The following is a 22025-nucleotide window of genomic DNA, read 5'->3' as shown; positions in this document are numbered from 1 at the left end:
GGGCGCTAAGCGCCCTTTTTGATACTACTTTTCCTGACCACTCATTGAGCTTCCCAACGATGCGATGATCACCATAAAAATGGCGAACCATTGCCATACCGTTAGTGACTCTCCCAAAATCATAAATCCAGCCACAGCAGCGATAGCTGGCTCAACACTCATCATGATACTAAAACCTTGTGCTGGCATTTTTCTCAGAGCAAACATCTCTAAACTGTAGGGTAGCGCGCTGGATAACAAGCCAATTGCAATGCCTAGTGGGATGAGTTGCCAGTTTAATAACGCTGCACCTTGAGAAACCGCTCCAATTGGGACAATAACGACAGCTGCGATAGCCATACCTAACGCGACCGTTGAGCTTCCTGAGCCACTGCTACCAGAGCGTTTGCCAAACAAGATATATCCGGCCCAGCATGCACCAGCCACTAAGGCGAGCAAAACCCCGATAGGATCGAGTCCATCGACATCACCTAAATCTGGTAGCAACAGTAAAATACCGGCTACAGCGAAGGCGACCCAAAGATAGTCTCGTTTGCGCTTCGAGGACATCAAGGCGACGGCTAAAGGGCCAGTAAACTCAAGTGCGACACCAATGCCAAGAGGAATACGTTCTATTGCAAAATAGAAAGTAAGGTTCATGCCTCCTAGACATAGCCCGTAAACAATTAATGGATACCAGTTATCTGGAAGTTTTCGCCATGGTCGAAACACGAGGCACAAGATTAACGCAGAAAAGCCTAATCGGTATGCGGTTGTGCCGTCAGGGCCCACAGCGGGAAATAGCTGTTTTGCGATGGATGCACCGGATTGAATGGTTATCATGGCACATAACAAGCACAGAACGGCGATTAAAAAGTCTTTACTGAGAATGGGCATAGGGCTCAAAATTCCTGTCGCGAGTCATGACTAAGCATGTTTTCGGCATTATCCACCAAAGGCTTTGCAGTTTATGAGTATAGTTTGATTTTCATTAGCTTTAGATAAACGCGATGTCAAAGCCCGCCAAACCATAGGAGGCGCAAGTTTAACGATGAGATGTGAGCATCTCAAGCTATTTTTGTATACTTTATTTTATGTGTTTTTATTACACAAAATAGAATTGTTATACTTGCATGCTGGTTGCAATTTTTACGTGTTATTTGCATTTTTACCTGAAATAAATTCTAGCCAAGCGCGTTGATGTTTTTGCATTGTGAGGTGCTTTTTAGAGAGGTAATGACGCTGCTTATCTGTATCATTATGAAATGGTCCAGCACGACACTGTGAGCAGTGATCATCTTGTAGGTAAGGAGGAAGTTTTAAGGCTTCTCGAATGGGGTTATCTTTGTTCAAAGACCAGTAGTAGCAGATGCCACTGGTGTCTTTGACATGTTTGTCTCTATCAACATTTCTTACTTGGTAACCAGGAAACTCTTGAATATCAAACGCGGTTTGTCCTAGATAGTGAATGTCTAGATCGAGAGTGAGGCTACTTTCAAGATCCCACTCAGTGTATGGTTTAACGTCCTTTGAGGTAATAACACTCAGTTGAGCACCCAGTGGATCTAACGCTATAGACTGCGAAAAGATGACAAACAGTCGCAGTAATCGACGGTTTAAAGTGTTAACGCTCAACGGCTGTGCTTTAAAGCTAGCTTCATCTTTAAAGGCCGGAATAAGCGGAAATTGGAACAGAACAGCATCGAACTGCTGGCCTTCTAATCGTTGCCAACTATGACGGCTGGTGACATCAAACTCTGTGATGACCTCAATCCTGCGCGCGGTAAGCGTATCAAATGCATTATCTTTGTATTTGTTTTTTAACGCTTGTTCGCTGTCATAGACGCTCGCCACTAGGTGCGCTGGTTGTACATGGTTTAATAGGGAAAGAGAAAAGCTTAAATCACCATCGCCTACTGTCAAAATACGCCAATTTGGCTGGATCAACATAGTATTATCTAGCTGGTTATTACGGTCAGGCAGTGTAGCAAATTATGGGATTAAGGTTAACGCATAAAAGGTTGCGTTTCAGTCATACAGGATTGCAAGACAAGCGCTTATTTAGAATGGGGTTTACCGATAGGTTTTTGCTGCGAAACGGGAGCAAAAACCTATCAGTGCAACTGCATCAATGTATAAGTTGACTCAGTAGTTCCATGACTTCCTGGCTCGCACGTTCCATTTTATTGAGCTGTTGTATTGCACCTTGTGAATCTCCAGCGCTAAAGCGATTTAATGCCTCTAAACCAGCTCTATGTACTTCTTTATGAGGAGATTCTAGTCGTTTAAAAGCATTATGGGAGGAAAATAGCGACGCGCCATCTCCTTTAATCCATTGACCGAGTCGACAGCTAACATGATCTGAAAAATCGTTGCTGCTTTTGCGGCTGTTGCCAATGATTACATTGTAGATATCGGCTTTCCATACCACATGGTCGAGTTTTACTGTCTGAATAAAAGTACTCGTGGTAGAGCGAAGAATTGTCTCCCTCATTGAACCGCAGGTGCCAACAATATCTTTATATTCGTCATTTAGATGTCCAATACTGTCCGACAAATCGATGTTGGCTTTTTGGATTTCTTCAACCGCACCGACTGTGGTTTGTGTCGTATCTATGATTTTTTTAACTAAGTCTGATACTTCATTGGCAGATTCATTGGTATTGTTAGCTAAAGCACGGACTTCGTCGGCGACCACGCTAAATCCTCGCCCAGCTTCACCAGCTCTGGCCGCTTCAATTGCAGCATTTAATGCCAGTAGATTAGTCTGATCTGAGATTTTTGAGATGGTAGTAACAAAGGTATTTATCTTATCCGCCATTTGCGATAACCCAGAGATATTCGTTGTCATTTTATCCATATTGCTGGAAAGCTGTTCCATGCCACTAAGAATGTTGCGCAATGACGATTCTGAGTTAGTAAAAGCGTCCTTAACAGAGTCAACTGCATCGCTTTCGGAGTTTATATCAGTAAAACTGGCGAATACAGATTCTCTGATCCCTTGGATTTGATTTACTCCACTGATTGCACATTGTAAAAGTTGGTTGTCGGTGTTGTTATTGAGCTCAGATTGCAGCTCAACAGCTTGCTCTCTGAGCCTTTTATTTTCGCTTTCTAAAGCCGAGTTTTGTTGTTGTAACTTAGAGTAATCACGTCTCAGCGAGTCTACTTCAGTTTGTAATGCATCGTTGGAAAAGAGTTTGCTAAACAAAGGGCACGTCCTTTTTATTAGAGAGTTGTACAAATATTAACAACCGAATCCAGATAGCGCTACACTGAGATTAACTGCTTGGGCTTCGGACGGTCGTTCTCACCGCTTTATGCTGTTTGTCGCTATACATATTACCATCGGCTTGATGTATTAATATGTCTGGTTGACTTTGTGGATCAACTTTTACAGTGCCGATACTGACGCTGGTACCGTACTGTTCGATATTAGTGAGCAGAGTTTCTCGAACTTGGTCTTTTGGCAATGATTCACTGCTGCTAAATGCGATAAACTCATCTCCACCGATCCGAAAACAGTTTTCTAGGCCAAATGTCTCTGTTAAATTTTGGGTAAACGTTTTAAGTACTTTGTCGCCAACCAAATGACCATGTTTATCATTCACTTGCTTGAAATTGTCTAAATCTAAATAGAGCAGTGTATAGCCGTCGAACTGATGCTTATGTAACTGGTCAAAACAAGCCCGTCGACTTCCTATCCCAGTCATACTGTCATGATTTGCCTCGTAGCGCATTTGTTTCTCTAGCGCCATACGCATCTCGATTTCTTTATTCAATGACAGAATAGTGTGTTGTTTTGATTTGACTAAGTAGACGAACCCCATGCAGACGAGCAGAAACCCAATGTTCTTAAGTGAGGTATCGAAGTTTAATAAAGGAAAATTGATATGAGTAAAAAAGTTGTCGAGTAGATCCAGGGTCAACCCGATGCAATAAACAGAAAATGCACCTACCAGAAAGTGTTTTTTAACTTCTCTAAAAGTCAGAACAAGAATAGAAACAGAAATCAAAATCCAGGTGAGTTCTTCGATAATTTCATACTGATCGTGGCTAATATTGAGCAGCAAATAGGCTGCTGTTATCAACAAGCACCAGAGTACGGAAATTATAATGAACAGCTTCATGCAATTGGACGACCATATTATTTGTCTTCTTTAACTTATAGATGCAATTAGCTTTTGCGTAAATGCGAATAGCTTTTTAACTTGCAGTTATCGCGCTAATTGAGAAGTATTGAGCAATCATGAATAAATGCGTAACGAAAACGATAGAAGTCAGCACGGTGCGCATTTTTCGATAGTCTTTGTGGTAGTCTTGCCACACAGGCATTTTACGCTCGAACAATAATACAACCCAAAAGGCTATTGCTAGGTAACCCAGTATCCAGGGTTGGGGCATAAAGCCCATTAGCGGGTAGGGGATCACGACTAGCACAGCAAGTATTGCGTCTTTATAACTTTGCTCACCCGCACGCCAAAGACTACCGGCCATAAAAGCCAAGATACCTAACGCATAATATTGAAATGCATTTATGACTTCGATTGACGCACCTGTCATTAGTATCCACGCGATACAAGCCAAAAAAGGAAGTAGGCCAAAATAGCCTAATTGAATGTGATTAAAATATGGGTGCATCGAAAATCTCGTCAGTAAAGAACAGCTTTTAATTTTACACTATCTATCGAACAGTTATACAGCGTAAATCCATTCCCTGATCACAACAGAGATGCACATTTTACTTTTTCATCGTTTTTTTGGATTGTATCAATCAAAACAATCCATTTTATTATTTATTCAATTGCTCTTATCTTAGTAATCAAGCCAAGGCGAGAGGCACTCGCCAACTAAATTAATTACTCTATAAAAGTGAGGAAATAAAATGAGCAACTCGTTAATCAATACAACAATCAAACCTTTCAACGCAACGGCATATCACAACGGTGACTTTGTAGAAGTGTCTGAAAAAGACCTACTGGGTAAATGGTCAATCGTGTTTTTCTACCCTGCGGACTTTACTTTTGTGTGTCCAACTGAACTAGGTGATTTAGCGGACTATTACGCTCAGCTTCAAGAAATGGGTGTAGAAGTGTACTCAGTATCAACTGACACACACTTTACTCACAAAGCATGGCACGATGCTTCTGAAACCATCAAGAAAATTCAGTTCCCAATGATTGGCGATCCAACAGGAAAAATCACTCGTAATTTCGGTGTGATGATTGAAGAAGAAGGTCTGGCACTACGCGGCACTTTCGTCATCAACCCTGAAGGTGAAATCAAAGTGATTGAGACGCATGACTTGGGCATTGGTCGTAGCGCAAAAGAGTTGGTGCGCAAAGTTCAAGCAGCTCAGTACATCGCATCTCACGATGGTGAAGTATGTCCAGCTTCTTGGCAGCCAGGTGAAGAAACTCTTGCTCCATCATTAGACCTAGTTGGCAAAATCTAAATAGCCACACGAAGAGCGCGCGAATGCGCGCTCCCAACCAAACACACTGTAAGTTTTTTCGATTTATTACCGTTGAGGGTGAACAGATATGTTAGACCAACAAATTAAAAATCAATTACAAAGCCACTTTAGCTCTCTTCAATCACCGATTGAGCTGTTACTTTCAATCGATGACAGTAACAAATCGAAAGAGCTTAAGGCATTGGCTCACGACTTAAGTTCATTAAGTGACAAAATCACAGTGAAAGAAGTCAGCGACGAGCAATATACGCCAAAAATGACGGTTCGTTCTGTTGAACAGCAAACAGAAATTGCCTTTGCGGGTGTTGCTATGGGGCACGAATTCACCAGTCTGGTATTAGCGATATTGCACTCAGGCGGGCATGATACCAAAGCGTCAGAAGACGAAAAGGCACTTATCCGAGAAATAGATCAGTCGCTTAATTTTGAAATATATATTTCTTTAAGCTGCCAAACTTGCCCTCAAGTTGTACAAGCTTTGAATACTATGGCGGCCTTAAATCCCAATGTGAAAGCGACCATGATCGATGGGGCGTTATTCCAAGAGGAAGTAGAACAGCGCAACATTATGGCGGTACCGACGGTATTTTTAAATGGCGAGCAGTTTAGCCAAGGTGCCATTTCGCTTGGCGACATTCTTAATAAGCTCGATAGTAAAGCAGGTGAAAAGCAAGCCGCCAAACTCAATGACAAAGAGGTGTTTGATGTTTTAGTGGTAGGCGGTGGTCCCGCTGGCGCGTCGGCAGCAATTTATGCAGCACGCAAAGGCTTGAATACGGGGATCGTGGCCGAGCGCTTTGGCGGTCAAGTGGCTGATACCATGGGCATCGAAAACTTTATTTCTGTCAAAGCGACGGAAGGACCAAAATTGGTGGCTCAGCTCGAAGAACACGTACATCAGTATGAGGTTGACGTGATGAAAAACCAGCGCGCAGCGGGGATCAGCCGTGGTGAAAATATCGATATTCAGCTTGAAAGCGGCGCGGTACTGAAAGCCAAATCGGTAGTCATCGCCACAGGAGCGCGTTGGAGAAGCATGAATGTGCCAGGAGAGGCTGAGTACAAAGGCCGAGGCGTTGCTTACTGTCCGCACTGTGATGGTCCACTGTTTAAGGGCAAGCCAGTGGCAGTGATTGGCGGCGGTAACTCGGGCATTGAAGCGGCGATTGATTTAGCAAACATTGTTGAGCATGTTACGGTGCTAGAATTTGCTGATACCTTGCGCGCCGATGAGGTGTTGATAAGAAAAGCCAATAGCCTTGCTAATGTGACCATCATCAAAAATGCACAAACTACTGAAGTGGTGGGTGATGGCAAAAAAGTGACGGGGTTAAAATACACTGACCGTCAGAGTGGTGAAAGTCACACGCTTAGCTTGGCCGGTATTTTTGTGCAGATTGGGTTGATCCCGAACACCGAATGGTTAAAAGAATCGGACGTGTCGTTAAGTAAATTTGGCGAAATTGAAATTGACCATAAAGGCGCGACTAGTTTGCCAGGTGTGTATGCTGCAGGTGACGCAACCACCACACCATTTAAGCAAATCATCATTGCGATGGGGGCGGGGGCAACCGCCAGCTTAGGCGCGTTCGATTACCTTATTCGTTGTTCGCAAAGTGACGAGCAAGCTGCGTAAATTCTCGGAAAGAATCATTGCATTATCATTCGATAATACACCCATGTAATGAAGCAAAGCCACACGCGAGTGTGGCTTTTTTAGTTACCCAAGCTTAGTTACACTGGTAAGTGTAGAGACCGTAAAAATACGTTTGTGTAAGTTGGTTTTTAATTTCTTCTCGCTCTTCACAAGGAATGTTTGGGTTACTCTGAATTGATAGTGATTCCAAGTTTTTAAGATTGTAAAGCGGTTTGAGCGTTGTAATCCCTGTATCGTTCAATCCAAGCGTTTCAAGACTTGTATATTTTGACAACAACGGATAATTCACCAACTTTGTGTAGTTAAAATACAATGTGGTTAGTGATGTTGGCGCTTGCAGTTTAGCTAAATCGAGTGGCTCCGATGCAAATGTTATTCTCAAGTTTGTTAGATTAGTGGGCCACTGGATATTACTTGGCACCGTGCCAGTAAACTTTTGCAGCTCAATAGACTGCAATCTTGGTAGTTGTTTTAGGTAAGGTTCGCCAAGTATCTTGAGTTCTCCGCCAGCATTTAGGATCACAGAATCTAGTTGGGTAAACTGCTCAATCCCAGCAACAGAGTTTATAATTTCCTCGTCGCAATTGAGGTAGTGTATTTCTTGAGTATCGATCGCTTTGCTTTTAATACATTGGGCAAGACCTGAATCTTCTATCAGGCTCCAATTGATCGGATTCTTTACACAGCTATAAGAATCTATTTTTACCTCTACATCTTGAAGGTTATTTAGCAACGGTATGTCTTCACAAAAGATACCGTTTCCAGATATTTCCAGTGTTTTTAAAGAGGGTAAATCAACTAGCGTATTTGCTCTGAAGAAATTATTGAAATGTAATAACGACAAACGCTCAATTTTATCCAGAGAATTCAACGCTGATATATCATCAGCAGAGCTACCTTCAATAATCAGATCAGTCAAGTTTGGCAGATTTGCTAATTGGCTAATATCTTCAACTTTGCTAAAACCTTTAAGCGTTAGTTTTTGAACATTAGCGTTATTGCCTAAGCCATCTAATGACGTAATTTTTGCACCATAATATGAGGTATGACTTACTGTTAGTTCGTTCAAGGCGGGATATAGATCCAGAGGCATTAGGCCATTCACTGCTTCTGCCTGTATGTTAAGTGACACTAAACTATCTAACCTAGGTAGATTTGAGCTTTCTAATGTGTGTATATCCAGTGTAAGTGCCTGTAAAGGCTTTCCTTCAAGGAAGCTGAAGTCACGATTGGTAATTGACCAAGTACTATCAACTAAATGAAACTTTTGTAGCTTAGACAGATTATCAATAGATGATAAGTCAGCGTCAGCGCCTATTTTTGAGATGTATAAATTGGTAATTGCTGGGGTGAATTGTAACCAGTTTATATCAATCAACTTCTCAAGGTTGCTAAGGTGTAGAAAATTAAGCTCCGTATAGTCCTTAATGAATGCAATTGAGCTTAACTTCATATCGCTTAACGTTAGTGAGCTCAAGTCGGTAAGGTTTGCCAAATATGTACTGTTTTCAACATTTAAGTGACTTAATGAGAGCTCTTTGATAGTTGCGGGCAATTGAGTAGTCGCAAAATCTATCGTTGAGCTCGTATAGCGGCTGTTTATCTTGAGGTATTCTAAGCTTGTGAATTGGTCAAGAAAGCTGAAGTTTTCCATTCGGGTGCCTTCAAGTACTAGCTTTGTTAAGTTGGTTTTAGCTTCAAGAGCCGCAGAGTCAATGTCTATTATGTATCTTAAACTTAAGCTTTCTAATACTGGCATATCTTTTAAAAAATTAAGTGAGCTCAGGCCATGAACAGCTCTAAGATCCAGTGATTTAAGGTTTGCTAAGCCTGATAATACTTGCTCATCGACAAGATTAACCAAGCCCAGAGAAAGGTGTTTAAGGGTATTTTTGTTTATTCCTTCAAGCTTAACCTCGGTTCTTCCATAATAAGAATGTACATCAATTGTTAAGCTTTCTAACTCGATAAAGTGAGAAAAATCGATGTTTTTCACATTATAATAATTATAATTTGAATCAGTTGTTACTAGGCTTAAAGATTTAAGTTGACTTAATGCTGTTAAAGTCGAAATCTGGCCGGAGCTTAAGTTACTGGAAAAATTAACATCCTCAAAATGTAAGGTTGTTAGCTTGTTTATCTTCGTAAGGGCTAATAAGTTTCCTATTTGAGCATTTTTAATTTTGAGACTTTCTAAGTTGACGAGCCCTTCAATACCGTCGAAGCTTGAAATGGTTTGCCCTTCACACGTTAGTGATTTGATACCAGCATCGGCATCTGGTAAGGCTTTTAAACAATCTTGTAACCCGCTGCTGGAAAAGGTTGATACTAATGTATCAATTTCTGAATAGGTTTCGACATCCACAGTCACTTCAGCAGAAGTAGACTTACCTTTATCGTCGGTAACAGTCAGCTTAAACGTAAGTGTTTCCGGCTCGATTAAAGACGGAGCTACAAAGCTTAATTCACTGGTATCGCTACTTTCAAGCGTGACTTGCGTGCCGCTGGTTTGTTGCCATAGGTAAGCCGCAATACTGCCATCTTCATCGCTGGCTTGCGCGTTAATGGTTAGTTGATCGCGTTCTTTAATCGTATACGGTGTAATTTGTGTGATAACAGGGGCTTTGTTGCTGTTATCAATTTTCCCACCGTTATCACCTGTTGTTTCATTGCCCCCACTTCCACCGCCACAGGCGGTCAATGTTGCTCCTAACATTGTTGTGAAAAGCGCTTGATATAAATGCTTCAATTGCATGCTGCTTATATTCCAAATTACTATTACCAAAAATTTGGGGATTTTATCATAAAAAGGTACTGTGTGAATGTCTCTATATTTGGATTTAACGTCAGATAAAGTAGCTGAGGTTACCAAGGTGGCGTTGGGGAAGAGATTTAGAAATTTCTATTTATTACCCCAGCATTGAGTGGGCTGGGGTAATAATTTGCTTTAGTGACAAAGGGAGGTGGTTTTCGCCTTGTTAATTACACCTTTCACTAAAACCATAGATACTAGTATCGCTTAAGGTATTGCGAAGTGTTACATAATCCTCGCAGGTGATATCAGGGTGATCATATAGAGATAATCCTAATAAGCTTGTTAACGACTTAAGTGGCTCAATATTTGAGATAGAAGTTTTATTCAGTAACAGATATTTCAAATTGCTGTAGTTTGAAATATCACCATAGTTGATTACTTGGTTAGATATTAGCCTCAGATTTGTCAAAGAGCGCGGAGGTGACAATTGCCCGAAATCTATCGGTTCTTTCCCACCAATAATCTCTAATCTTAGCAATGAGTCAGACCAGTAAACTTTTTCAGGGAGGCTGCCCGAGAACATACTAAGGGTAATGTTAGTCAATTTATCCATTCTGCTTAAAACAGGCTCACCCAAAATAGAGAAATCGCCAAACCTTAGCTCTAGACTTGCTAAATTTTCAAACTGTTCAAGACCCTCTAGAGATGTAATACCACTTTGGGTGCAGTTCAAATAAGTGACCTCATTACTATACTCCTTCCACTGAACACATTGAGCTAAGGCTGGGTCTTTAATCAGTTCTAGGTTTATAGGCTCCTTAACGCAGCCTCTATTGATATTAACTTTGACGTTTTTTAAATTATTTAGCCGCTGGATATCACTGCATTCTAGATAGGTGTCAAGAATTGAGAGCGTTTCAAGCGTCGGTAGTTCAGTAAGGACTTCAGCGTTAAAATAATCCTTGTTCCTAAAAAGTGACAAGTGTTTTAGTTTGTTAAGGCTCTTTAGCGAAGACATATCTTGGATCTCAGCAAAGTAAATCGTTAGAGCTTCCAAGTTTTTGAACTTTGCAAGTTGCTCAATATTATTAAGCTTCGATAGACCATTCAGTTCTAGCTCTTTAACACTTTGGTTTTCGCCAAGTGCATTCAAAGAAAATACTTGTGTAGAGTTATAATTACTCCTGTCTTTTATCTTAACTGTTTTTAGTGCTGGGAAGCTGCTTAAGTTTGGCAATTTAACCTGTTCATTAATAAACAGTTCCATGCTTTCTAATGTTTTAATTGATGAAAGTGAGTCGCTATCGAGGTTATTAACATGCAGTACGAGGTTTTTTATAGGCTTATTAGAAAAAATGCCATAATCAGCAATTTGCCAATGTGTTTCTTCAGACTTTTTAAGCTCAACATGCTGTAAGTTTGCTAGGTGTGCTATCGGGGATGTATCGACACGGTTATAGCCAATGTCGGTTAATACTAGCTTTGTCAGCAAAGGAACCGACTTGAGTGTGGAAATGTCTTCTAGAGATCTTAGGTAACTCAGCTCTAGCTGTTGTAACAAGGGCGTACTTTCAAGAAAATTAATTGAGTCGATTTGCAATGAGGCTAAAGAGAGTTTTTCCAGTTTACTGAACTTAGATAACGGCGCACTATTTGTAACGTTAAGTGCGTACAACGAAAGTTCTGACAGTGTATCCGTAGCGGTAAGTGTATCTAAGTCGAAAGGCTTCCAGCCTGCATCGCTTATGATTAGTTTCTCTAGCTTGTTGAAATTATTTATGAAATCAAGATTGTCTATATCAACTCTGACAAGCTGCAGATTTTTTAGGCCATGAGCTGAAGTTAGAGCGCTGGTATCAGATACGACGACGTTCGAAAGCTCTAATGTTTCCATACTAGGTAATGAGGAAATAAAGTTTAGCGAAAGCGTAAGAGAGGATGAATCCAAATGTAGGTGCTGAAGTGCTGAAAATGCCTCGAAGTTATCTAGGTTTATTGGGGTGAGCCCTTTTAGTGTTAGTCTTGTAAGTTGATCTTTATTGAGCGCTTTAAAATCAACGACTGGAGACCAATGCGAAGAATAATCAACAATCGATAAGTTGTTTAGTTTTGTGAAGCTTTCTAGCCTTAGTGATGCATAATTGAGTCCAGATGAAGCGTAGTAAGAGTCTGAGGAGTTCTCTAGACTCAGTGAAGCAAGCTCTGTCAATTTATTAATTTCTTTGATTAGGCTGCCTTGTGCAACCTCTTTATTCCTTACATCTTTTAAGCTTAGCGAATGTAACGTTTCGATTTGGCTAAGCCCATCGATGTCTCTTAATTGGGCATTCTCAATATGGATACTTTCGAGTTTTGTTAAAGCGTGTATTCCACTGAGTGTTTCAATTGGATAGTCAATACAATTTAGAGATCGAATGCCTGCATCGCTAATTGATTGAGTTTTTAGGCATTTCTTGAGGTTTTCGTCGGTGATTGCGAGCGCATCAATTTCTGAATAGATCTCTATATCTACGACTATTTCAGTAGAAGTAGACTTACCTTTATTATCGGTAACGGTCAGCTTAAATGTGAGTGTTTCTGGCTCGATTAAAGAAGGCGCTACAAAGCTTAATGCACTGGTATCGCTACTTTCAAGCGTGACTTGCGTGCCGTCGGTTTGTTGCCATAGGTAACTCGCAATACTGCCATCTTCATCACTGGCTTGCGCGTTAATGGTTAGTTGATCGCGTTCTTTAATCGTGTACGGTGCAACTTGCTCGATAACTGGGGCTTTGTTGCTGTTATCAATTTTCCCACCGTTATCACCTGTTGCTTCATTACCCCCACTTCCACCGCCACAGGCGGTCAATGTTGCTCCTAACATTGTTGTGAAAAGCGCTTGATATAAATGCTTTAATTGCATGCTGCTTATATTCCTAATTACTATTACCAAAAGCTTGGGAATTGTATCATAAAAAGGTACTTTCAGCGCAAATGCAGCCGATTTAAATTCATCTATGTTTTCTAAAAAATGGCTAGACGAAGTTATGAATTCAGTCTCTAATAGCGCCATTAAAAGACACTAATTAGAGTGGCAATTAGGTAGGGAAAATATGGAAAAGCAAATAGCATGTTTGGTTGAGGCTTGCGATGAGCTTGGACTGAATTATGAGTTGGTCGATAAAGAACAAAATCTGGTTCGTGTAGAGTTTGCCAAAGGGCCTGAATATTTTGAATTGAACAAAACGCCATTCAATTCAGAATCAGTATTTGGTATCTGTTTGGATAAAATGCATACCTTTGAGCTGCTTAAGAACACTCTTCAACTGCCTGAAACTCTTGCTTTTCTTGATCCAGATACGAAACCTGAGTATCAGCAATATTTGGATTGTAAAAGTGTAGCTGAAATTGTTGCACAGGTAGAGCTGCGGTTTAGCTATCCTGTTGTGGTAAAAAGAAATAAAGGTGCACTTGGGAGTAATGTATTCCTGTGTGATTCTGCGGAGCAACTGGCTGAAGCAGTTACTCTGGTATTTGACAAAGAAAGTTATTCGTACGATTACATCGCGCTTGTTCAGCCATACGTCGATACGCAAGTTGAATATCGGTTGGTGTCTGCGTTTGGGCAGCCGATGCTTGCTTATCGCAGAGGCAATGCTGCGGGTTTTAATGCCAAGTATTGGGAGCATGATGAACAGGCTTCATTAATCGAAGATGGGGCATTGATAGATGAGCTTCATCAGTTTGTGAGTCCTGTTTTTGAAAAGTTAAATATTGGCTTTGTTGGCTTCGATATAATCAGAGATGGGCAGAATCAACTACATCTCATCGAATTAAACTCGTCACCTAAATTCAACAATATTATTAAAGGTGATCCCGTAAAAGGTCATCAAGCTGTGGTAAACATGTATCGTAGCGCATTACAGATGTTTGCGAGTAGGTGGTAACCAACCTAACTATCAAAACTAAAAGGAGTTTTTATGCTTTATATGGCAGCAGCAATACTCATGCTCTGTGGTTTGATTCACAGTATTTTAGGTGAAAAGTACATTTTGATCCGTTTGTTCAGGCGAGATAACCTGCCTCACCTTTTTGGCAGTGATGTCTTTACCAAAGGCACATTGCGTTTCGCTTGGCATATTACCAGTTTCGCATGGTTTGGGTTTGCGGGGCTTATTTTACTATTACCCGACAATGTTATCGTGCTTTACACCGTGACACTGGTGTTCGCAATCAGTGGGCTACTGTCGTTTTATTACACTAGGGGTAAACATTTATCCTGGATAGCGTTTTTCACTGTGAGTGCCTTATCTTGGTTAAGCATGTAGGCTGCGGTGGCGGTTACCTTTGAGCTTAACAGTCTTTTTTGTAATCCAAGGTACACATCTGATTGTAATTTGTGTAGATTAAATAATAGTCAGTAGTATGATGAACGCTATTGCCTAGAAGATCAAAATGATTTTAAAGAAGGATTTATTATGAAAAGGGTAATCTTGAGTATTTTAATGTTAAGTACTTTCTTACTTACGGGCTGTGAATCAACAGATCTTAAAGATAAAAGAGACCAGATGGTTGATACACTAAAAGCTGATGATGCCTATATTTGTATTAAAGAAAAGAAGCTTGGCACGAGATTCGCTAAAGAGAAATGTATGACCAAAGAGCAACATGCGTATATGAAAGCTTATCAGGAAAAGGATACACAGAAAATGCAGCGCGCCATGGCTACTAGAGGCGGCAGAGATACCAGAAATGGTGGTGGTTAAATACTACTTCTAACTCAGTAAATTCAAACACATAAAAAGCACCTTGGTATTTAAAGGTGCTTTTTTGTACTACTGAATAAGTTTTTAGTCGCTTTGTAATGCCTCAATCGGATCTAACTTGGAAGCTTTAATTGCTGGATAAACACCAAAAGTTAACCCGACTAACGCGCAAATACTGAAGGATAAGATAATAGCATTGAGCGACCAAGATACTGCCCACTCCGAGTAAAAGGCGATTACTTCCGAAAGTAGCAAGCCGAAAACCACGCCGAGTAAACCTCCTAGAATGGAAATGGTAAAGCTCTCAGTAATAAATTGCACTTGGATATTTTTTTGCGTCGCGCCAATCGCGCGCAATAAGCCAATTTCTTTGGTTCTTTCTAACACTGTCGCGAGCATTATATTCATAATGCCAATCCCACCGACCAATAGTGAAATACCTGCTACACATGACATCACAATATTGAAAATCGCTTGTGTTTGTTTTTGCTGTGCAAGCAATGCTGCTGGGATGGTGATTCGGTAGTCATCTACTTCACCATGACGACTTGAGAGTACATGATTAACCACCTTTGAAACTTCAATTGGGCTATAAGGTTTTGAGACTGATAGTTTTAACTGAGTTACTTCAGGATCCAACAAAGCTTTATCAAAGCGGTTAATCGCAGTGCTTAAAGGGACAAATATTCGGCTTTGCTCACCGCCAAGTTCAACACCTTGAAATTCTTTTTTTGATAAATTAGGGGCACGCATAATGCCAACGACATCAAACCACAAATGATTAATTTTGATTCTGTTGCCTACCGCATTGCCGAGAGGAAATAACTGAGCGGCAGTATTGGCACCCAATAAAGCGACCTGTTTGAAATCATCGCTATCACTTTGATTTAATGCTCTACCCTCCGCGAGGTCAAAGTGGCTCAAGGAAAAATAATTGGCAGTTACACCAACAGCCTCTCCATCATAACGTTGGTATTGGCTATAGATTTGATAGGTATCGATGTGTCTTTCTGCTGCGAAACTGTCTATCTGAGGTAACGCATCAACAACCACTCTGCCATCAAGTAAACTCAGCCCTCTGGAGTGTTTGCGTTGTTCTTTTAAATCGTCTTCTTCGATGTCTTTGGCTTCAACAATAATGTTGTTAATACCCATAGAGTCAATCATTTTCAGTGCTTCACGCTCTGCACCCTCACCAATGTTGAGCATAGCGATTACCGCACCAACCCCGAAAATCATACCCAGCAAAGTAAGCAGTGTGCGTAACTTATGTTGTTGTAGTTGTACAATTGCGTCGGAAAATAGGTCTAAATACTTCATTAATTTAAACTTCCCATGTCAGTGAGTAATGAGATCTTTTGACCTGCTTGTAGGCCGGAAGTAACTTCGCTATGGCTAAAGTTGCTTTGTCCCAGTTCAACAGGAACTTTTTGCAATTGTCCATTTTGCAAAACGAGTACGTACCGAGATTGTTGCTCATTAATAACACTGTGTTTGGGCACCGTTAGTACGTTCCGTTCGGGTAAGGCATGGATCTTCGCATTGATCTTAAACCCTGGCCTAAAGTTTGGATTTTGTTCATCTAATGTGGCAATAACTTCGTAATATTTCTGTGGGTCTCCTCGCTCAATGGATTGAGGATAAGGAGAAACCGATTTTACTTTGCCAAAAAACGTTTGTTTGCTGTCAGACAGTAGAGAAAACTCAACACGTTGGCCAGCTTCGATACCAATTGCCTCTTTTTCGTGAATGTGTAGCTTGGCTTGTAATGAAGTAATATCGGGCAGTCCAGCTATTTCGTGACCTGGCCACATGGTTAAACCTGGCTTGGGTTTATCACCACGCCAGTTAGCTGCATGAGTTAACAGCCCCGAATTAGGTGCCACGATCTCCAATGAAGAAAGGTTCTTGTCATACATCTTTATCTTTTGTTGATGCTGTTTGACTTGGATAGTAAGCAATTCAATCTCGCCTTGTGAGGTGGCAGTAAACTGAGATTTTTGCCAAGCATAGTAATTCGCTTGGGCATTTAGGTAGTCAACATTCTGTGACCGGTCCAAAATATCTAACTTAGACAAAATCCGGGTATCGTTAATAGCAAATTGTTGCGCGAAGTCTTTATCTCCCTGAACAACTTTTATGTCTTGGAACAGGTGCTCTTCTCGGGTGCTGAGGTCGCTTTTAGTTTTATTGAGATCTTGATTAAGCTTTGCTTGTTCATATTCACTGGTGCGTTTTCGGCGTTCGGTGGTACTACCGTCAAACCTGGCAATGACATCGCCTTTTTTTACCTCAGAATATTCAGGCATGATCCACGACAAGGTCTGTGGACCGTTACTGCTTGCTGGAACCGTAATTGACACTCTATTAGAGGATTCAAGCTCACCTTGTGCATACACTTCAATAGCAAAAGGTTTTTTTTCAACTGTGTATAAAAGATCATCTGGTTGCACGTTACTTTCTGAGCAACCTACGAGCGCAACCATGACAAGTAACACTAATGACTGTTTCATAAGTTGATCTCCATGCCCACTGTCACACCCTCTGCCAAGACAGCAAGATCACCTGCGATATGGGAAATAGTTACCGTCTTTTGCCCTTTGTCAGTGTCGACGAAATGCTCGTCGCCTTGCTTTTTAATCGCACTGACTGGCACTGCAAGGGCATCTGGAAACTCAGCAACTGTAATTTCGACACGAGTAGAAAGGCCTGGCCGAAGTCTGTCTACATCCACGACATCCAACGCAATTATTGTGTCAATCACACGGCTTTTATCTTGTGTAGATTTTTCTCTAAAAGCACTGCCGAGCTCAATAACTTTGCCGCTGACAACATATTCATCAGCGCTGTCCACCGTCACTTTAACGTGCTGACCTACGCTAACTTTACCAAAGTCTGGTTCGTTTATTTGTGCTTTCACTTGCATGTCTTCAACAACCGAAACTTCAATGACAGGTTGACCGAACATCACTGATTCACCAACCGCTGGTTTTTCTCCCTGATTATTCACCCGATAAGCGACAACGCCATCAATAGGGGAGGTGACTTTTAACTTGGCAATCTCAGCTTTAATGCTTTTAACATCGGAGTCGATTCTGGCCACCTTGCTTTTAGCAACGCCAATTGCCAGAGCCGTATTTTCTTTATGAAACTCAAATTTCTTTTGTGCTAGTTCTAAATCAAGAGAAGCGATAGTGAAATCAATTTCAGCTTTTCTTCGGTCATTTTCTGAACGTGCATTATCAATGATTTCAGCTCGCCTTTTCGCTTTATCAAACTCCTTTTGAGCGTCAGCAAGTGCAAGCTTTAGCTCTTCAAATTTTTTAGCTTCTTGTGCTTGCTTATTTTCCAATTCTTTTTGAGCCTGATCTAGTCTTGAGGTGTAGTCAATTAGACGTTCTCTTACGGATTGATCATCGAAAGAAGCCACTATTTGCCCCTGTTTGACTCGGGTATTCTCAGGGACTAGGTGTTTGATTTTGTATTGCCACATTCTTTTTATAGAAGGAGGCGCGACCAAAGCACGAGTTTTGGATTCTAACTCACCATTTGCAGATACGGTCATTTTCACATGCTGTGGAGCCAATTTAAAAGACTGACTCGACTCTGTCTGACAACCAGTGACTAGCAGTAATAAGATGACAATGATTAAAGGCTTGTTATTCATGATGTGCACCTTGTAAGGTGATCACACCAGACATACCTGGTAGCAATGGTAAAAGATTTTGTTCAAAAGTGAGCTTGGCGCGATAGTACATGCCCTGTCCCCACTCTTGCCGCTCCTCGGGTTGGGTGGATAGCTCAGAAATCTCGGATGAAATGACGTTATTCGGGTAAGCATCAAAGGTTATCTGGGTTTTCATTCCTTTTTCTATCGACTTTATGTCTACTTCGTGAATCCAAGCCTCCATGAAAAGTGCATTTGCAGACGGAATTTCAGCGACTTTCCAGCCTGGTTGGACAGATGCTCCCGGAAAGAGTTTATTACCTTGCCATGGATGGTCCGCATAAAGTATTGGACCAGACCTTTGTGCGCTGAGGCTCATTTTGGCAAGCTGATTTTCGTTGTAATCTAAGTTTGCTTGCAATCGGGCAATTTCCACCTGCTGCTTTGTTATTTGCGCATCGCTTTTTATCTTATTGTCTTCTAGAGTGGATTGTGCCTTATGCTGTGCAATAATCGCTTTTTCAAGATTAAGTTGGTGTTGCTGGTAGTCATATTCACTGAGGTTTTGACTGGGGACATTGGCATCAATACGTGCCCGTTCAACCTGTAATTGCGCTTTTTTTAGTGCGTATTCCGCTTCAAGTATAGACTGTTTAGCTTCACGCTTGATACGTTCTAGTTCATCTTTAGCCGCATCTAGTGAGACTCTTTCTTGGTCGATAGTGGTGGCGATAGAGCCGGAGTCAAATACCACAACCACATCGCCAGGGTTGGCCACTTCTCCCTCAGGTAACATCCATTGGATTTGTGCTCGCCAATCATCAGTTACAGGAGAATAAAACAGCTGAGTTTCCCCAGCTTTAACAACTCCACTTAACAAAATATTCTTAGCGTAAGAGAACGGAGTGGCTACTAAAGTCACGAGGAATAAAACCTTTAACATTGGCTATCCTCCACTTTTATCCCATCTTTCATTTTTACGACACGCTGCGCATAAGCTGCGATGTCGTCCTCGTGCGTGACCATTACGATGGTGTGACCTTGGCGATGAAGGTTACAGAGTAATTCCATGATTTCGTGAGAGGTTTTACTGTCCAGGTTACCTGTTGGTTCATCAGCAAAAATGACTTTGGGATTGTTAATTAATGCCCTAGCAATAGCAACACGCTGACGTTGGCCCCCTGACATTTCAAACGGTTTGTGATGAGAGCGGTTTGCTAGGCCAACTTTTTCTAACATTACCATGCCCAGAGCCTTTGCATTTTCAGTACTGGTATCACTGTAGCGCAATGGCAAAGTCACATTTTCAAGCGCGGATAAGCGAGTAAGCAAATGAAAGGTCTGAAAAATAAAACCGATATCTCTATTGCGTAAAGCGGATAGGGTTTCATCATCAACACTGCGGATCTCTCTGCCTGCAAGACGATAAGAGCCTGAAGTAGGTGTATCTAGGCAGCCCAATATATTCATAAGGGTAGATTTTCCAGAACCGGAAGAGCCCATGATGGCGACGAATTCACCTTCAGAAATGTTCAGAGAAACGTTTTGTAGCGCGTGAACTTGAGTCTCACCATGACCATAAGTTCTACTAAGATTTTCTACTTCTATCATAATCCCTTATTTTAAAATGATATTTTTATGGAATAATAAGACTGTTTGTACCAGATATCGATATTTTTGTCTATTGCTATAGCTGACTTTTGTTGTTGTGAATGCTTAGTTGCAGCACTAGATGTACTAATGAGATTTGGTCACCGAAGTTGCTTAGGCGAAACAAGCAACTTCAGTAGGAGTGCTAAGTTTATTATGCGATTGCTTGTGCTCGGCTTTGATACTCGCTTAACTCGCCATCTTTGACTTGAATTATCCTAGAAGCTAACGCTGCTTGCTGTGGGTCATGAGTGACCATCACAATGGTGGTGCCGTTAGCGTTAATTTCCTGCAATAGTTCCATTACACCTGCAGCCATTTTACTGTCTAGGTTTCCTGTCGGTTCGTCTGCGAGCAAAAATGCAGGGCTTCCTGCAAGTGCACGTGCAATGGCGACACGTTGTTGTTGCCCACCGGATAACTGGCTTGGAAAGTGTTTTGCACGACTTGCCAAGCCGACTTGCTCCAAAGCATGTGTAATGCGGTGGTGTCGCTCTTTGGCACTGAGTCTACGATAACGTAGAGGCATATCGACATTGTCGTATAAGTTCATTTCCGGAATTAGGTTAAAGCTTTGAAAAATAAAACCTATTTTCTCATTCCGTAGGCGAGATTTCTGTTTGTCATTCAGATTAGAGACATCCTGACCGTCTAAAAAATATTGACCTTCACAACTATTTTCAAGTAATCCAGCAATATTTAAAAATGTTGTTTTTCCAGATCCTGAAGGACCTGTGACAGCAACAAAATCACCTGGATTAATCTCTAAGTTAAAAGGTTTTAACGCCTGTGTTTTCACGGTATCCGTGTAATAGGCTTTTGCCAAGTTTATCATTTTGAACATAGCGCTTTCCTTAATAAGTTGTGATGGAGCCTACTTAGTTGCCACGAGTGGCGATTGCCGGAGGAATGGAGGCGGCTTTTAGTGCTGGATAAATCACTGATAGTTGACCGAGCAACAAGGAAAAAGCAGCACCCAAAACTAAGTAATCCACGGGCAGTTTGGGTAATGAAAAAGAATGCATGAGTTGATAATTTAGAACAATACAAGTCGCTATTCCAAGTACAATACCTATGAGTGATATACATGCATTTTCAAACATAAAGTTGGCAATGATATTGCCTTTGGTTGCACCTAAAGCTCTTCTTATACCGATTTGTTTGTGTCGTTGACCGACCGAATAGTTCGCTTGGCCCATGATCCCCATGGTTGTGATGAATGCCACACTTGCGATAACAATTAATAAAGTATTGCTAACAGACGTTTGTGGAACATAACCCTGTTTTTTAATTTCAGCCAGATCTTGTAGTTCGACGACAACTCGATCGCCAGTTCCATTGAAGTGGCTCAGTAACTTTTGCTTTGCTTTTTCTTTAGTTTCAGGTGTTACCCTTACCACGTATTCGACTGTTGTTATAGCAATTACCGTTGGCAATAAAGCGCTGTGTTCATTATTTCTCCAATTGGTAAAGTAGCCCTGCATTTTGTTGATGATCCCTTTGATTTGCACTGGGCTATCGTCGAAATATATAAACTTACCCACAGCATCACGCCAATTATCTGGCGATATTTTTTCTGCAAGTGCTTTGGTTATGATGGTTTGTGACGGTACAGTTTGTTCGCTAGGTACAACGATATTGACATCAGCTTCCACGAAGTCTTCACCCGCCACCAGTTCAGCACCAAGCGCTGATACCATCGTCTCATTTCCATAAAATAAGTTTGTTCCTGCTTCGATCCCCTTTTTTGCCGGCTCTGTGAAAATATATTTGTAATAACCATGATGACTTAGTGGTGCACCTGATATTTGTGCACTAGCGACAAATTCGGGTTGTTGCTTCAACCAGTGAATATCTTGTTCAACACGCTCTGGCAGGTTTTCATCTGGCACCAAATAATTATTCGAACTCATGAACAACACGTTGTCTTCATCAAGTCCGGTAGGCCTTAATGTCTCTTGCTTTTTCACTGAATGGACAAAAGCGGAGTTTGTCAAAATGGTGAAGGTAATAGCGATTTGCAAAATTAGTAACAGGGGACCAATCTTGTGTTTCAGCAATGTTTTTAGCTGTAATGGTGCATCTTGCATGATATG

General features: G+C 41.2%; 19 protein-coding genes. 5 read left to right on the top strand and 14 right to left on the bottom strand.

Going from position 1 to position 22025, the window contains the following annotated elements; genetic code table 11:
- Positions 1–24: 24 nt before the first annotated feature.
- The 5 genes from ACSLBF_RS18390 to ACSLBF_RS18370 form a co-directional block, all read right to left on the bottom strand.
- A complete protein-coding gene (locus tag ACSLBF_RS18390; protein WP_440056850.1) occupies positions 25–876 on the bottom strand; it encodes an EamA family transporter in 852 nt (283 codons plus the stop codon).
- 252 nt (positions 877–1128) lie between these two features.
- Positions 1129–1929 (bottom strand): class I SAM-dependent methyltransferase, encoded by an 801-nt coding sequence (locus tag ACSLBF_RS18385; protein WP_440056849.1) that lies wholly within the window; start codon positions 1927–1929, stop codon positions 1129–1131.
- A gap of 178 nt (positions 1930–2107) precedes the next feature.
- Complete coding sequence (locus ACSLBF_RS18380; protein ID WP_440056848.1) at positions 2108–3190, bottom strand: methyl-accepting chemotaxis protein; 1083 nt, start codon at positions 3188–3190, stop codon at positions 2108–2110.
- A gap of 70 nt (positions 3191–3260) precedes the next feature.
- Positions 3261–4109: a GGDEF domain-containing protein gene (locus ACSLBF_RS18375; protein WP_440056847.1), complete on the bottom strand. Its 849-nt coding sequence runs from the start codon at positions 4107–4109 to the stop codon at positions 3261–3263.
- Between the two features lie 76 nt (positions 4110–4185).
- The gene (locus tag ACSLBF_RS18370) at positions 4186–4620 is read right to left on the bottom strand and encodes a DUF3429 domain-containing protein (RefSeq protein ID WP_440056846.1); all 435 of its coding nucleotides are present in this window, start codon (positions 4618–4620) and stop codon (positions 4186–4188) included.
- A gap of 244 nt (positions 4621–4864) precedes the next feature.
- On the opposite strand from ACSLBF_RS18370, the gene ahpC reads away from it, so the two are divergent.
- Together ahpC and ahpF are read left to right on the top strand one after the other, a co-directional pair.
- Positions 4865–5434: an alkyl hydroperoxide reductase subunit C gene (gene ahpC / locus ACSLBF_RS18365; protein ID WP_440056845.1), complete on the top strand. Its 570-nt coding sequence runs from the start codon at positions 4865–4867 to the stop codon at positions 5432–5434.
- A gap of 88 nt (positions 5435–5522) precedes the next feature.
- The gene (ahpF, locus tag ACSLBF_RS18360; RefSeq protein WP_440056844.1) at positions 5523–7091 is read left to right on the top strand and encodes an alkyl hydroperoxide reductase subunit F; all 1569 of its coding nucleotides are present in this window, start codon (positions 5523–5525) and stop codon (positions 7089–7091) included.
- Positions 7092–7185: 94 nt separating this feature from the next.
- On the opposite strand, the gene ACSLBF_RS18355 is transcribed toward ahpF, so the two are convergent.
- On the bottom strand, positions 7186–9867 hold the full coding sequence (locus tag ACSLBF_RS18355; protein ID WP_440056843.1) for a PKD domain-containing protein: 2682 nt from the start codon (positions 9865–9867) through the stop codon (positions 7186–7188).
- Positions 9868–10090: 223 nt separating this feature from the next.
- Positions 10091–12769, bottom strand: coding sequence for a PKD domain-containing protein (locus ACSLBF_RS18350; protein ID WP_440056842.1), 2679 nt, complete (start codon positions 12767–12769; stop codon positions 10091–10093).
- 190 nt (positions 12770–12959) lie between these two features.
- On the opposite strand from ACSLBF_RS18350, the gene ACSLBF_RS18345 reads away from it, so the two are divergent.
- The 3 genes from ACSLBF_RS18345 to ACSLBF_RS18335 all read left to right on the top strand — a co-directional run bounded on the left by ACSLBF_RS18345 (position 12960) and on the right by ACSLBF_RS18335 (position 14612).
- The gene (locus ACSLBF_RS18345; protein ID WP_440056841.1) at positions 12960–13793 is read left to right on the top strand and encodes an ATP-grasp domain-containing protein; all 834 of its coding nucleotides are present in this window, start codon (positions 12960–12962) and stop codon (positions 13791–13793) included.
- 33 nt (positions 13794–13826) lie between these two features.
- Positions 13827–14174 carry a hypothetical protein gene (locus ACSLBF_RS18340; RefSeq protein WP_440056840.1) on the top strand — a complete coding sequence of 116 codons (348 nt, stop codon included), beginning with the start codon at positions 13827–13829 and terminating at the stop codon, positions 14172–14174.
- Between the two features lie 150 nt (positions 14175–14324).
- Positions 14325–14612 (top strand): hypothetical protein, encoded by a 288-nt coding sequence (locus ACSLBF_RS18335; RefSeq protein WP_440056839.1) that lies wholly within the window; start codon positions 14325–14327, stop codon positions 14610–14612.
- A gap of 84 nt (positions 14613–14696) precedes the next feature.
- Here the strand turns inward: ACSLBF_RS18335 and ACSLBF_RS18330 are convergent, their stop codons facing one another.
- The 7 genes from ACSLBF_RS18330 to ACSLBF_RS18300 form a co-directional block, all read right to left on the bottom strand.
- A complete protein-coding gene (locus ACSLBF_RS18330) occupies positions 14697–15932 on the bottom strand; it encodes an ABC transporter permease (protein WP_440056838.1) in 1236 nt (411 codons plus the stop codon).
- Positions 15932–17125, bottom strand: a complete 1194-nt coding sequence (locus ACSLBF_RS18325; RefSeq protein ID WP_440056837.1) for an efflux RND transporter periplasmic adaptor subunit — start codon at positions 17123–17125, stop codon at positions 15932–15934. Before ACSLBF_RS18325 ends, ACSLBF_RS18330 begins: the two co-directional genes overlap by 1 nt.
- Positions 17122–18279 carry an efflux RND transporter periplasmic adaptor subunit gene (locus tag ACSLBF_RS18320; protein ID WP_440056836.1) on the bottom strand — a complete coding sequence of 386 codons (1158 nt, stop codon included), beginning with the start codon at positions 18277–18279 and terminating at the stop codon, positions 17122–17124. Before ACSLBF_RS18320 ends, ACSLBF_RS18325 begins: the two co-directional genes overlap by 4 nt.
- Positions 18272–19222: an HlyD family secretion protein gene (locus tag ACSLBF_RS18315; protein WP_440056835.1), complete on the bottom strand. Its 951-nt coding sequence runs from the start codon at positions 19220–19222 to the stop codon at positions 18272–18274. Before ACSLBF_RS18315 ends, ACSLBF_RS18320 begins: the two co-directional genes overlap by 8 nt.
- Positions 19216–19890 carry an ABC transporter ATP-binding protein gene (locus tag ACSLBF_RS18310; protein ID WP_440056834.1) on the bottom strand — a complete coding sequence of 225 codons (675 nt, stop codon included), beginning with the start codon at positions 19888–19890 and terminating at the stop codon, positions 19216–19218. Before ACSLBF_RS18310 ends, ACSLBF_RS18315 begins: the two co-directional genes overlap by 7 nt.
- Before the next feature lie 193 nt (positions 19891–20083).
- On the bottom strand, positions 20084–20773 hold the full coding sequence (locus ACSLBF_RS18305; RefSeq protein WP_440056833.1) for an ABC transporter ATP-binding protein: 690 nt from the start codon (positions 20771–20773) through the stop codon (positions 20084–20086).
- A gap of 34 nt (positions 20774–20807) precedes the next feature.
- Positions 20808–22019, bottom strand: coding sequence for an ABC transporter permease (locus tag ACSLBF_RS18300; RefSeq protein ID WP_440056831.1), 1212 nt, complete (start codon positions 22017–22019; stop codon positions 20808–20810).
- Positions 22020–22025 lie beyond the last annotated feature (6 nt).

The organism is Pseudoalteromonas sp. T1lg65, from assembly GCF_051930985.1.
In the GTDB taxonomy this organism is placed as follows: Bacteria; Pseudomonadota; Gammaproteobacteria; order Enterobacterales; family Alteromonadaceae; genus Pseudoalteromonas.
This window is presented reverse-complemented; position numbering and strand designations above follow the sequence as displayed.

Bases quoted from the DNA above. Each gene is read 5' to 3' on its own strand.
- ACSLBF_RS18390 (WP_440056850.1), bottom strand. From the start codon at position 876: ATGCCCATTCTCAGTAAAGACTTTTTAATCGCCGTTCTGTGCTTGTTA.
- ACSLBF_RS18385 (WP_440056849.1), bottom strand. From the start codon at position 1,929: ATGTTGATCCAGCCAAATTGGCGTATTTTGACAGTAGGCGATGGTGAT.
- ACSLBF_RS18375 (WP_440056847.1), bottom strand. From the start codon at position 4,109: ATGAAGCTGTTCATTATAATTTCCGTACTCTGGTGCTTGTTGATAACA.
- ACSLBF_RS18370 (WP_440056846.1), bottom strand. From the start codon at position 4,620: ATGCACCCATATTTTAATCACATTCAATTAGGCTATTTTGGCCTACTT.
- ahpC (WP_440056845.1), top strand. From the start codon at position 4,865: ATGAGCAACTCGTTAATCAATACAACAATCAAACCTTTCAACGCAACG.
- ahpF (WP_440056844.1), top strand. From the start codon at position 5,523: ATGTTAGACCAACAAATTAAAAATCAATTACAAAGCCACTTTAGCTCT.
- ACSLBF_RS18355 (WP_440056843.1), bottom strand. From the start codon at position 9,867: ATGCAATTGAAGCATTTATATCAAGCGCTTTTCACAACAATGTTAGGA.
- ACSLBF_RS18350 (WP_440056842.1), bottom strand. From the start codon at position 12,769: ATGCAATTAAAGCATTTATATCAAGCGCTTTTCACAACAATGTTAGGA.
- ACSLBF_RS18345 (WP_440056841.1), top strand. From the start codon at position 12,960: ATGGAAAAGCAAATAGCATGTTTGGTTGAGGCTTGCGATGAGCTTGGA.
- ACSLBF_RS18340 (WP_440056840.1), top strand. From the start codon at position 13,827: ATGCTTTATATGGCAGCAGCAATACTCATGCTCTGTGGTTTGATTCAC.
- ACSLBF_RS18335 (WP_440056839.1), top strand. From the start codon at position 14,325: ATGAAAAGGGTAATCTTGAGTATTTTAATGTTAAGTACTTTCTTACTT.
- ACSLBF_RS18330 (WP_440056838.1), bottom strand. From the start codon at position 15,932: ATGAAGTATTTAGACCTATTTTCCGACGCAATTGTACAACTACAACAA.
- ACSLBF_RS18325 (WP_440056837.1), bottom strand. From the start codon at position 17,125: ATGAAACAGTCATTAGTGTTACTTGTCATGGTTGCGCTCGTAGGTTGC.
- ACSLBF_RS18320 (WP_440056836.1), bottom strand. From the start codon at position 18,279: ATGAATAACAAGCCTTTAATCATTGTCATCTTATTACTGCTAGTCACT.
- ACSLBF_RS18315 (WP_440056835.1), bottom strand. From the start codon at position 19,222: ATGTTAAAGGTTTTATTCCTCGTGACTTTAGTAGCCACTCCGTTCTCT.
- ACSLBF_RS18310 (WP_440056834.1), bottom strand. From the start codon at position 19,890: ATGATAGAAGTAGAAAATCTTAGTAGAACTTATGGTCATGGTGAGACT.
- ACSLBF_RS18305 (WP_440056833.1), bottom strand. From the start codon at position 20,773: ATGTTCAAAATGATAAACTTGGCAAAAGCCTATTACACGGATACCGTG.
- ACSLBF_RS18300 (WP_440056831.1), bottom strand. From the start codon at position 22,019: ATGCAAGATGCACCATTACAGCTAAAAACATTGCTGAAACACAAGATT.